The sequence below is a fragment of the Symploca atlantica LB2515 genome (assembly GCF_052546295.1).
Genome location: NZ_JBQWMT010000001.1, coordinates 2,209,970 through 2,223,591, shown reverse-complemented (window position 1 = coordinate 2,223,591; position 13,622 = coordinate 2,209,970). Strand labels below are relative to the sequence as shown.

Here is a 13,622-nt window from a genome sequence, read left to right as displayed (position 1 = left end):
AAAAGTGCTAAAGGAACCCAAAGATCGGAAAGCTCCAGCATTTGTTATTTTTAATCCTCTTTGTTAAACAGCTAGATAGCTAATCTCTGTGGCGGAGCTCAGCAAACCGATTGAATTGTTTTACAGCGCGATATATATTTTCTCTAGGAATATCAAGCTGAATTAATACATGGGTTATCAGTATAATTTTCAGTTGCTCTGCTAGGCGAAACATACCACTCCCATCTAAAACGGCTTGAGCAGCAGAATTTGCATCGAAATGAATTAAGTAGTTTCGGGTTTCTACAACATCGCTAATAAAATTTTGCTTGTCAGTTATAAATTCACATAAGCAGTCTTCCCATATTTCGTCTAATAGCAATCTTAACCTCTTTCGTTGTGAAAATTCATTGCCGTACTTTATTTTATTTTTTAAAGTATTGCGATGATCTCTGTCTACATTATTGGGGATATTCTCGATGAGAGTATCGCGAATCGGACGGTAGTCTTCATCTGATACGTATTTTCCACCAAATACTCGTCGATGCAGTGCTTCTATTGCTTGTGCGTAATTTAATAGCTTAAATTCTGTATATAGTGATGAACTGGAAAGTGTTGCTACATGCAAATTGGTAGCTGGCTCTAAAATGTCAGCCTTTTGAAACCAGTTATTCACTACGACACTAAGTTCAACCTCTAATTGAGGTACGGTATAAAACAAATTTGCAGGGTGTTTCTCAAGGAAGTTTTGAAAATTTTTGTGAAGATCAAAATAAATTTCAAATTGTTCCGGAATGGTTATGTCTCTGGTAGCATGAACATCGTCTCCGTGTCCTATTAATACAGTTGGAGATACTGGAAAACCAGTCATAATTATCAAGAGTTTCTGAAGACTGTAAAACTGCTTCATGTACCAGTCTAAAGATTGTGGCATATCTGGTGTAAGCCGCAAGTAGGAGCTATGAGTCATTTCCCACTTCAGGTATCTTGGGTTATTTCTACTCCCAACATAGTTTGTATAAAATTGCGCACCTATGGAATCTATATAAAATTGTATAGGCTCTGGACGTCGATACTCTAACGTCAACCCATTAGTATTGATATCACCATCTTGAAATGGCTGGATTGCTAACCACTCGTCTAAAAGACTAAACCTAACTTCTGCTGAGGTGAAGGTAACATCTCTCTTATTTTCAAATTGTCTTTGACCAACAAGAGCAAATTTTGCTGTGTGGAGTGAAGTAGATAAATCAGGTGTTGAACTGAATCGACCATCACTATAATGACAGTCAATTAATGTGATTAATTTATTATCAACCGTTTGACCTAAAATAATTTCCTTTGATAGAAACTCAAGATTGCCAGCAAAAACTTCTTGCCTTGATAGTAATGAATCAATAGTTTTAAGTTCAATTCCTTGGTATCTATCTATATGTAAAGTACCTGAAACTGTTTTATCAGGATTGGTAGGCAGCCACCAGTAGCCCGCATATTCTGTAGCACTCCTCATGAATTTATACTTCTACTCCTTCACACAAGCTGCAAGAAACTCTTGCAGGTACTGATTTACTAGAAGACTGACTAACTCTGCACATGCTTTAAGCTTCACAAGCTACTGATGGATGCTGCTTTAACACCTCCTTTAAATACTCTCCTGTATAAGACTTAGGATTCTCGGCTACTTCCTCCGGCGTTCCCACGGCAATCACCTCACCGCCCTTATTACCACCTTCTGGCCCTAAATCAATCACCCAATCGGCACAACGAATCACATCTAAATTGTGTTCAATTACCAAAATTGAATTTCCCTTATCTACCAAACGCTGCAACACATTTAGCAGATGATGTACATCATAAAATGACAAACCTGTAGTCGGTTCATCAATCAAATAAAGCGTCTTACCTGTCGCCCGACGAGACAATTCTGTTGCTAATTTTACCCGCTGCGCCTCTCCACCCGAAAGAGTAGGCGCGGGTTGTCCTATATGAACATAACCTAGTCCCACATCAATCAATGTTTGCAATCGATTTGCTGCTCTGGGAATATTTTTAAATACTTCTAGAGCTTCTTCCACTGCCATATTCAACACATCGGCAATTGAATTTCCTTTAAACTTCACCTGCAAGGTTTCCCTGTTGTAGCGCTCTCCTTTGCAAACTTCACACTGCACATATACATCGGGTAGAAAGTTCATTTCAATGACATTCACTCCCTGACCCGAACAAGCTTCACAGCGTCCACCTTTGACATTAAAAGAAAATCTTCCCGCCTTATAACCTCTGGCTTTGGCTTCAATTGTTTGAGCAAATATATCTCGAATTACATCAAATACACCAGTATAAGTAGCAGGATTAGAACGAGGAGTTCGACCGATGGGAGATTGGTCAATTACAATAGTTTTATCAATCGCATCTAGTCCCTTAACTTCGCCTAGTTCTTTAGGAAAGCGAACTTTATGACTGAGATGATTTTGCAATGCAGGATAGAGTAGTTCATTAACTAGTGTGGACTTCCCGGAACCAGAAACACCACTAATGCAAACCAGCTTACCTAAAGGAACTTCTACACTAATATGTTTTAGGTTATTGCGGTGAGCATCTTTGAGGCGCAAAGAAACACCATTACCTGCTCTTCTTTCGGTAGGAGTTTCAATTACTTTCCTTCCCGATAAATAAGCTCCAGTTAGAGAATTCTCAGCTTTGAGTAATTTCTCCAAATCTCCCTGAACAACGATTTCTCCACCATGAATTCCAGCTTGTGGACCAATATCAACAATTTGGTCAGCAGTACGAATGGTTTCTTCATCGTGTTCTACCACAATCAAAGTATTACCCAAGTCCCGCAGTTTCTTAAGAGTAGTAAGCAAGCGCCCATTATCTCGTTGGTGTAAGCCAATACTTGGCTCATCTAATACATAGAGGACGCCAGTCAGTCCGGCTCCAATCTGTGTAGCTAAACGAATTCTTTGGGCTTCTCCACCGGAGAGGGTCATGGCGGCTCGATCTAAGGTAAGGTAATCTAAACCGACATCTATCAAAAATTGCAACCTGCTGTTAATTTCTCTGAGGGCAAGATCGCCAATTTGAGCTTGGCGCGCTGAAAGTTGCAACTGATTAATTCGCCCTAAAGATTCGCTAATAGAAACTTCCGTTAAATCAGTTATTCTATATTGTCCCAGTCGCACCGAAAGTGCTTCAGGTTTGAGACGTTTACCATGACAGACAGGGCAAGATTGATAGACGAGATACTGCTCTAGTTTTTGTTTTTGAGCTTCTGAATTAGTTTCTTGATACTGACGTTCTAAAGTGGAAATAACGCCTTTGTAGTGCTTGTAATAGCCCTGTTCTTTTCGATAAGCTGAATCGGCGTCAATAAAAATTTTCTCCTCACTACCATGGAGGATAATCTGCTGTTGTTCTTTAGTAAGCTGGTTCCAAGGTGTCTGAAGTTCAAAGCCATAGGCTTGTCCTAGACTGTAGAGAATAGAAAGATAGTAGGAGTTTTCTCTTTCTGACCAAGGAGCGATCGCTGCATACACCGCCTGTTGAGGATCGGGCACAATTAATTCAGCAGAAAAAGTACGCAAACTCCCCAAGCCATGACAGTGGGGACATGCACCGTAGGGAGAATTAAAAGAAAACAGTCGCGGTGATAATTCTTCCATGACTGCCCCATGCTCTGGACAAGCAAAGTTTTCTGAAAAAACTATTTCTTTGGGTAATTCTTGATAGGAACCACTATCTTTTGTAGCATTTTTTGTTTTAAGATGGTCATGGTTAGATGGTAAATCTGTCTGTACTGATGTATCATTTAATACCTCAATAACCGCAATTCCACTGGAACGACGCAGACAAGTAGAGAGGGAATCAGTCAGACGCTCCTGCAGTCCTGGCTTTTTAATCAGTCGGTCAACTAAGACTTCAATGTTGTGTGTATAATTTTTATCTAATTCAATCGTATCTGAGAGTTCTAAAATCTCGTCATCAACTCTGACGCGCACAAATCCTTCAGCAGCCAGACTGGATAGCAGTTTCTTGTGAGTGCCTTTTTTGCCTCGAACAACAGGAGCTAAAATATGAAATTTAGTACGGTCAGGCAGTTCCATCAGGCGATCGCACATTTGATCAATCGTCTGAGGGGCAATGTTACGATTGCAGATGGGGCAGTGGGGCTCTCCAGCACGCCCGAACAGTAGCCGCAGATAATCGTAAATCTCGGTAACAGTGCCCACTGTGGAACGGGGATTATTGGAGGTGGATTTCTGGTCAATAGAGATGGCGGGACTTAAGCCTTCAATTGCATCGACATCAGGCTTATCTAGCTGACCTAGAAATTGCCGCGCATAGGCACTGAGAGATTCCACATACCGGCGTTGTCCTTCGGCAAAAATGGTATCGAAGGCCAAGGAAGATTTGCCGGAACCAGAGACGCCAGTGAAGACAATTAAGCGATCGCGTGGCAGTTCCAGATCAATATTTTTTAGGTTATGCTGCCTTGCCCCTCTAACCCGAATCATGTTCTGGTTGTTTGGGTTAGAGTCGTTGGGCTGGCGACTATCCCAGGATACAGTTAACTCATGATCTTGAATCTCGGCGGGATGAGACATTAAAGCTACAGCGTAATAGTCCTTAATGATCTTAGCGCTGCCTTCACATCTGTAATAGTATTAATTAATCGTGGGTGCTGCCATCAGGCATAATAGCTCCCTCCAGATTAGCTCCCTCCAGATTAGCTCCCTCCAGATTAGCTCCTCGCAAATCAGCAGCTACTAGTTCAGTACCTTCTAAGTTAGCTGACTCCAGATTGGCATCAGACAGCTTGGCTTCCCTCAAGCTGGCTTTCCCTAAGTTAGCACCCCTGAGATCAGCCTTTTTCAAGTCAGTTCTAGCCAAGTAGGCTCCTGTCAGATCAGCACCTCTGAGGTCGGCGCTATTTAAGTTAGCATCACTGAGAGTAACCTCTTGCAAGTTGGCACCACTCAAATTGACTCCCCTCAGGTCTGCACCACTCATCGTAACTCTTCTGAGATTGGCAGATTTTAGATTAACCCCTCCTAGTTTAGCCGCCACTAGCTCAGCTTCTTCGAGGTTGGCACCCTCAAAGTTAACCAACCTGAGATCAGAATTGAACAAGTCTGCTGCTGTAAGGTCTGCTGCTGTAAGGTCTGCACCTTGGAGTGTGGCTCCCCACAGATCAGCTTCGGCCAGGTCGCTATTCCTGAGATTAGCACCCTCTAGGTTGGCTCTTTTAAGGTTAGCTTTCTTGAGATTGGCACCCTCTAGATTGACATTTTGAAAATAGCACTCTGGGCAAGATTTCATTGTCAGCAACTTTTTGACCATGATGGATCGAATGAGCCAAGAAAGTTGAGGATTTTTCTGTAGCTGGAGGAAAGCTACAAAAGTAAACATTGAGAAATAGATTAGCATTCCTACTAATTTTCTAGAATTTCTGGCAGGAACTGGCATCTCTAAAGACGGTGCATTGCCGACAATATCAATTTGCTTGAGTAGTTCTTGGGCAACTGCGATAGAAAAAAGTAGTGTTTAGCTATACCGATAGCTATCATTTTTAATTAATCATTAATACACTACTGGTTTAGCTGTGGTACGAACTCCTGAAAAATGCTCAGATCGGCTTTTTGCTAGCGAAAGTCTTACTAACACCAATCAGAAAAATTTTCTGCCGAAGTATCTGAATCATCAATTGGGTTGAACAAGACAGTTTTTTAAGGTAATTTTTCCTTACCTTCTGATACCTTGATTACAGCTTTAGAGTATTTTCTTGTCTAGATTGCTTCCCCTTTTAGTAAATGGCATTCTCTGAAAACAACTCAGTTTAGCTTTCGCTAGCACCTACAAAATAACTATCGCTCAAATTTACGGCTGTCCGGATCTTTCTCCAGTTAATTAATTAATGGCTTGTCTAAAAAATGCCAGCACTCAATCCAAGTTGTGGAAAAACTAGTAAGTTTACTTGCCACAGAAGCTGGAGGGCATCTTGTTAAGTAGCTCAAGCTGGGAGAATAATATTAAATTCGATTGAACAGTCAAAGTTAGGTCGCAAGTAAGTTAGGGGAGGAAAAGTTACCCTTTTTTGATAATTGGACTGATCAATACTAATCTTGTTAGTTGGACTGATCAATTACTGATCTTGTTCGTCAGTCGTGGATAGTCCCATCAGGCATAGTTGCTCTGTTGAGGTTAGCTCCATCGAGGTTAGCTCCATCCAGATTCGCCCCTTTCAAGTTGGCACCCGCCAGGTTAGCATCCTTCAAGTTAGCCCCTTCCAGGTTAGCACCCTCTAGATTAACACCTTCTAGATTGGCAGCTTCGAGATTACTACCTCCCAGATAAACACTGTTGAGATTAGCACCCCCCAGGTAAGCGCCATTGAGATTGGCCCCCCACAAATTGGCACCTCTAAGTTTGGCCCCCCACAAATTGGCACCTTCTAGCTTGGCACCCCACAAATTGGCACCCTCTAGCTTGGCAATCTTTAGCTTGGCATTTCTTAAGTTAGCTCCCTCTAGATTGGCACCGTAGAGGTTAGCGTCAACCAAAGAAGCACCTTCAAGGTTAGCACTCCTGAGATTGGCATCTACTAAATAAGCACCATCTAAGTTAGCCTTTTCCAGCATTGCCCCTGCGAGCTCAGCACCCACAAGGTTGGCACCTTTTAGTTGGGCTTGTTCAAGATTACATGCTGAACATTCTCCAGTATTCAGCAAATGTCTGGCGACAGGGGGACGCCAACCCAAAGTTATACCCACTCCAGCCACAAGACTGAGGGTAGAAAGGGTCACCAGAGCAGCTGGCGCTTTTTCTTTAATAAGACTACCTAAAATCTCAATGCCAGTGTTACTGGCAACTACTCTAATTGATCTCAGAGCCTCTAGAGCAACTGCGGCACTAGGATAGCGATTTTTCAAGTTAGGAGAAACCATTTTTTCCAGCCATCTGATAAATTGCCGACTCAGTTCCGGCACCAGATGCTTAAAATTAAAGCGGGAATCTTGAGCAATTAAGTTGCCAATATCCGTGGATTTAGTTCCAGTCAGCAAGCAAATTAGGGTTGCACCTAGGCCATAAAGGTCAGAAGCTTTTGTCAGTGGTTGGTTAAACAGTTGTTCTGGTGGCATGAAACCCAGCGTACCTTTAACAACACTGCTAAGAGCTGCATTTTTGCTAGCTTGGCGGGCAAAGCCAAAATCCACCAGATATACTTTCAGTACTGAGCGTCGGTCAACTAGGATGTTTTCTGGCTTAATATCCCGATGAATGACTGGCGGCTGTTGTTGTTGCAGGTAAACTAAAATCTCCAAGACAGCTAGGGCAATCTGTTTGATTTCTTCTGCTTTCCAGATGCTTTCTTCAGCTAAGGAAGGAGCTTGTTTATACTCCTGCACCAGACAAAAGCCAGTACTTGTCTCAAAGGAATCCAGGTAACGGGGAATGCCGGAGTGACTCAACTGCCGCATCATCTGAATTTCCCGCTGATGGGCGTCGTACTCTGCCCAGTTAGTTCCTGGTTGGGCAAACTTAAACTGTTTGATGACAACAGGTAACCTGGTACTTTTTCTATTGGCTAGGTAGGTAACGCGACCCCCAGCGCTATTGTTGCCTAACTCCTGTTGAACCTGATAGCTGTGGCGCTCAAAGTTTGGGTATTTACTCATGTGCCTGGTTTCGATTTTGCCTTTTTTGAGGTATGTATGGCACTCGCCTGAGAAGGGATGGTTACTATCGAGCTTGGCACAGAATTTTCCAGTTTCCTAGAACTGATGAAATTTTGTTAACAAATCTTGGCTGTGGCAACTCTTAAGCTTTTTGGATGGGAATTGTCAAGGTAAAGGTCGTGCCAACGCCGACCTCACTCTCCAGGGTGATGGAGCCACCGTGTAGCTCCACACAGTTTTTGACCACAGTTAGTCCTAGGCCGGTGCCATGAATATTATCGATATTTCCTCCCCGATGGAACGCCTCGAACAGATGGGGTTGGTCTGACATAGGTATACCAATACCCTGGTCTTGAATCCGGAAATTAGCATTACCCTGTTCAATAACTATCAGGAAAATAATTTGACTATCTTGAGGTGAGTACTTAATGGCATTAGAGAGTAAATTAGTGATAATGCAACGCAGTAGTTTTTGGTCAGCGTAAGCATTCTGACATTCACCTCTAATATCAAAAATTATGCTTCGTCCAGGACCAGCGCTAAACTGCATCTCTTCCACAAGATAGAAACAGAATTGTTCGAGATTCAAGGAAGTGGGATTGAATTCCAATTTGCCCGTTTCAGCCCGATTAATTGTCAGAATATCTTCCAGTAATTGAATCATATTTTTAGTAGCTGATTCAATGCGTCGCAAATTTCTTTGTCTTTTATCATCTGACCAGTTCTCAGAGCAAGATGCTAGTAACTGAGTAGACATCAAAATGGTGCTTAGTGGGGTGCGGAATTCATGGGAAGCCATCGAAAAAAAGCGAAGTCGGAGGGCGCTAAGTTCTTGCTCTCTTTCTAAAGCGCGACTTACTTCTTCTGCTTTTTGACGTTCAGTGATGTCAATACCAATACAGATAATGTACTTAACTGAACCGTCAGCCTCAAGAAGAACTGTATTAGACCAAGAAATCAGTCTCCGAGAGCCATCTCGCATTACCCAGTAATTGATGTTTTCGTTAGGAAATTGACCCGCTTGGAGCTCTTCAACTACTATTTTGACTGAATCTATATCCTCTGGAAGTAAAAACATTTCCCAAACATAGCGGTCTTTAACTTCTTCAAAAGAGTAGTCGGTTATTTGCTCACAAGTTCGATTAAAGCGCACAATTCTTCCTTGGCGGTCTAGAACCACAATTAATGCATTGGCTGTGTCCAGAATTGCCGCTACAAAGTTACGTTCTTCTAGTAAAGCTAATTCCGCTCGTTTGCGATCGCTAATATTCTGCCACATCGCCATGCCAGCAAAAATTTCTCCTTGCTCGTTCTTCACTGGCAGCACGTGTACTAGATAAATCTGCTCACCATAAGCCATTTCAAAAACCGTGGCTTTACCAGTAAGTGCTGCCCGATCAGCTGGCTCTTTGACTTTACTTATTTCCGGCGGAAAGACTTCTTCAATTACTTTACCTTCAATTAACTCTTTAGCTAGACCAAACTCTGATAAACCTTTACCTTCAGCCAGGGTGTAGCGCAAATTGCGGTCAAATAAAAGCACGACACCGTTGGGGAAGTTGCGGGCCATGGTACGGTAGAGTTCTTCACTTTTTTCTACCGCTTCTTCTGCCTGTTTGTGCTGAGTAATATCCCGGTCTACCCCAACCATACGGACTGGATTTCCAGCTTCATTGTAAAATACCTGCCCCTTGCTGGCTACCCAACGAATTGTACCGTCTGGGGAAATCACACGGAACTCAATCTCATGATTTTTCCCTTCCTGCACAGCTCGTTCTACCTCTAAAAGGACGCGGCGGCGGTCTGAAGGATGTAAACTCTCAATAAAAGTTTCGTACCTACCATCAAAACTGTTAGCAGCTATATCCCAGAAGAGTTGGGAATTGGCAGTCCATTTGAATTCGTCCGTGAGAATATTCCACTCCCAAGTACTCATCCCCGCAGCTTCGAGAGCGACTCGTAGTTGCTCTTCACTAGCTTGTAAAGCCGACTCCGCCTGCTTGCGTTCTGTGATATCAATAGAAGTACCGAGTATCTGCCGTGGTAAGCCTTCCGGCGTTCTGGTAAAGACAACCTCCCAACTATGAAACCAACACCATTCACCCTGAGCATTTTTCAGGCGGTGTTCGCTTTCGATGACCTCATCATCCTTAGCTGTAGCAAATCTTTGGTTAAATTCCTCAACAGCGGAGAGATCTTCTGGGTGTAAAAATTCTGCCAAAAACTGCGAACCCATCGCCTGCAACTCTGCTGCTGTGTAACCGAGGAACTCCTCAAGCTGTCGATTGGTATAGATCTCACAGTCTTGTGTCAGGTCATAAATATAGAGGTGATTGGGAGCGGTATCTGCAATTTGCTGGATCAGCCGTTGACTCTCCCGCAAAGCTTCCTCGGCCCGCTTGCGCAAGGTAATATTCCGCCCCACTGCCTGGTACTCAATTAAATCACCTTCCTCGCTAAAAATTGCCCTGGTAATCCACTGTAACCATCGGCTCTCCATATTGGGCAAGCTGACATATTCTTCACTCATCACCACAGGGTTTTCCCGGCTCAAAACAGCGAGCAGCTTTTCCATATTTTCGGGATCTTTAGCTAAAATCATGGGGCAGAAACTGCGGCCAATCATTTCCTGGCGAGGCTGGCGAACATAGCGACAGTAAGCATCGTTAACAAAAGTCATCGTGCCGTCGGGGCGGAAACGACAAATTAGTTCTGTTTGATCCTCTACAATGGCACGATAGCGAGCCTCACTTCTACGTCGTTCTTCTTCAGCTTCCCTGCGTTCAGTGATGTCGATACAGCAACCGATATACCCCTCAAAATTACCCGCATTGGTAAACCGAGGAACCCCTGTATTTAACACCCAACGATATTCACCATCTGCTCTTCTCAGGCGGAATTCTACTGTGTACAATTCCCCTTTCTGGGCGGCGGACAAGTAGGTATCTAGACAATACTGAAGATCTTCAGGATGTACCCCTTCTAGCCAACCGTTGCCCTTTTCTGCTTCTAGGTTACGTCCGCTAAAGTTGAGCCAAGGTTGGTTGAAAAACGTACAAAGAAGATCGGCATCAGACATCCAAATTAATACGGGGGCGCTATCTGCCATAGAATGGAAGCGGGCTTCACTCTCCCGCAGCGCGGCTTCTGCTTGCTTGCGCTCAGTAATGTCACGCAGTACTGACAAATGCCGCCCCGGAATAAAATTAGCGGTAGCAGCGTACTCAATCTCCCTTATAGTTCCATCAGGACGCAGCAGGCGTAATTCTCCAGTTTCCTGTCGTTGGTTAAGGAATTCATGCCAAGCTTGTTGTCCATCAAAATCAGGCTCGATAAAGTTAGCAATCTGACAACCGACGAGTTGTGAGTGGGGCAAACCAAACAACTGGCAAGCAGCAGGGTTAGCTTCCACAAAGGTGCCATGGTTATCCGTGATCGTAATAGCGTCAAGCGCGCCCTCGAAAATAGCTCGCAGTTGTTGCTCTCTAACACGCACTTCAGTAATATCTGTCGCGGCGCAAGTAATGCCTACAATCTCTCCTGCTTGATCCCGTAAGGGTTCCACTGTCATATCCCAGTAGCGCACTTCTTCTTGGAGAGTCACGAAAGTCTCCACCCTTTCTCCAACACCCGTGGCAATTACTGGCTGTTTGATCTGTGTCAGCCGTTGGGCATCTTCTGGTGACATCACCTCCGATTCCAACTTTCCGACTAGCGCCTCGGCATTGAACCCTAGGTTAGTGTTATAAACCCAGGTGTAGCGTAAGTCAGTATCTTGATTAAAGACAATAATCGGTGCATTTTTTAGAGCAATCTGAAAGCGCTCTTCACTGGTTTTTAAGGCTCTTTCTGCCTGCCGACGCTCAGTGATGTCACTAGAAATGCCACCAACTCCCCAGAGCCTTCCTGCAGTGTCATAAACAGGAAACTTAATCGATACGTAGGTTCGGAGATCTTCCCCCAGAGGCAGTACTTCTTCAAACTCCATAGCTTTTCCAGACTCAAGCACCATTTGGTCGTGCCAGACAAGCCTGTCTGCGGTTTCCTTGGGGAAGAGTTCCTGATCAGTCTTGCCGATAACTTGCTCTAGGTTGAGAGAGCGTTTTATTTCTTCGATACGGTTGCCCAGAATGTATCCACCGTTGATGTTTTTCAGGTAAATAGCTGCTGGGGAGTTATTCAGGATACTTTCTAGGCGCGCTTCACTTTCTCGGAGTGCGCTCTCTGCCTGCTTACGCTCTGTAATATCACGCCCAAAACTACAAGAGTACTCTTTGCCATTAAATTCTAGGTATTTAGCAGAGATTTCCACAGGAAAAATTCTGCCATCTTTAGCCTGATGGCAAGCTTCTTTCCTCAGAGAACCATTTGCCTTGAGTGTTCGCCAAACATCTTGCCAGATTAGAGTATTTAGATCGGGATCTATATCAAATACACTCATGGAGAGTAATTCTTCACGGGAATAACCCAGGGAGTGACAAGCTGCATCGTTAACGTAGACAAACCGGGCGTTTGAGTCTACCCAATAAACTGGATCTATGGCAGAATCAATGCAAAATTGGGTAAGCTGTAGGGCCTCTCGAATTTGCTTGCGCTCGGTAATGTCGTAGAAGGTGCCAAATATTGCCTGCTCACCGTTAAACTTGACAAATTGCGCAGAACCGCTTACCCAGAAGGGTGTGCCGTCTGCTTTCTTAGCTTTAATTTCGTAGTCACGGAGATATCCCGTTTTTTTCAAAGACTCCAGGAAAGCATGACGCTCAGCAGTATCATGGAAAAAGTCTGGAATGGGTTTCCCAATTAACTCCTGTTCACTTAAACCAAAAGTGGGACTAAAAGACTCATTGGTATAGAGAACTACGCCATCCACTGCGCGGGTAATCGTCATCGGTAGTGGTATCGCCTCAGCAATCTTGCGGAAGACATCTTCTCCCTGTTGCGGTGCTTTTAAAGAGCGCTTGAGTAAAGTAATTTCCCGGGAAATGCCTAGTACAAATTCTAGAGAACCGTCTGCGGCAAATTCTGGTACAAGACGGCACAGAAAGTATCGAGTCTCTTGCTGTTTACGAAACTGGAGTTCTATTTCGAGTTCCTGACCAGTTTCAAAAATTCTGTGCAGGATGCTTTCCCATTGTCTCACTAGCTCCTCGGACATCCCTAATTCGCGATTAGTTTTGCCGATGAATGTCTTAGCTGCGATGCCTGCAACTTTTTCAACAGCTGGGTTAACGTAAACATACGTTAACTTTTTGTCAAACCGAGCAATAATATCAGGAGAATGTTCGGCGATTGTTTTGAATTTTTGTTGATTATCCGATAGGGTTTGGCACAGCAGCTCTAGCTGAGAAGAGTCTCCGGGGATACTTCTGTTACTACTTGGTTGCTCAACTGGAATGTTAAGTTCCTCTAGTAGTTGACAGACTATAGAAGCTGAGCGTTCTTTTTCCGGCGTTGCTGCCAGTAAAAGATAGTAAATCCCGCCTAACAAGGCTAAGCTGAAACTATTAATGATCGCTAACGTCAACACCACTGTTTGTAAGGTAGCCGTGGTTACTGTTGCCGTCAGACTCCAATAAGATAAGGCACTCACGCCAGATAGCATCAACAGTGCCAACTCTAATCCCCTGGTAACAATTTTTTGTTCGATGACCCATTTCATCAGTGTTTTCCTTAGTCTCGGTGGAGTTTTAAAAGTTTTCGCAGTTTCCGTGGCAAGAACTCTCAAGCCGTTTTTTTGTTAAATTAAAGTCTATTTTCAGGTATTATCTACTGAGAACCAACCAGAGAGACTCTGGCTTTAACAGCTTAGGTTGCTCCCTTAGTCTGGTTGTACTGGTGTTTATTTCGGGGGAGCTTAATGAATTCTTCGGGTGGAGCGGTTCCATGAAAATGTGCACTGGATAGTCTATCTGTTACTTGGTTACTAGTTGCCAGTGCTGTTCTGCCGGCGGTAAAGAGAAGGAT

General features: G+C 43.7%; 5 protein-coding genes. All 5 read right to left on the bottom strand.

The annotated features are described in order from the left end of the window. Window positions 1–79: 79 nt before the first annotated feature. The gene (locus tag ACT7WV_RS09310) at window positions 80–1,489 is read right to left on the bottom strand and encodes an ApeA N-terminal domain 1-containing protein (RefSeq protein ID WP_445102638.1); all 1,410 of its coding nucleotides are present in this window, start codon (window positions 1,487–1,489) and stop codon (window positions 80–82) included. 88 nt (window positions 1,490–1,577) lie between these two features. Then, complete coding sequence (gene uvrA / locus ACT7WV_RS09305) at window positions 1,578–4,586, bottom strand: excinuclease ABC subunit UvrA (protein WP_445102637.1); 3,009 nt, start codon at window positions 4,584–4,586, stop codon at window positions 1,578–1,580. A 64-nt stretch (window positions 4,587–4,650) separates the two neighbouring features. After that, window positions 4,651–5,301 (bottom strand): pentapeptide repeat-containing protein, encoded by a 651-nt coding sequence (locus ACT7WV_RS09300; protein WP_445102636.1) that lies wholly within the window; start codon window positions 5,299–5,301, stop codon window positions 4,651–4,653. Window positions 5,302–6,140: 839 nt separating this feature from the next. Beyond that, a complete protein-coding gene (locus ACT7WV_RS09295; protein ID WP_445102635.1) occupies window positions 6,141–7,658 on the bottom strand; it encodes a pentapeptide repeat-containing protein in 1,518 nt (505 codons plus the stop codon). A 142-nt stretch (window positions 7,659–7,800) separates the two neighbouring features. After that, on the bottom strand, window positions 7,801–13,317 hold the full coding sequence (locus ACT7WV_RS09290) for a PAS domain S-box protein (protein WP_445102634.1): 5,517 nt from the start codon (window positions 13,315–13,317) through the stop codon (window positions 7,801–7,803). Window positions 13,318–13,622 lie beyond the last annotated feature (305 nt).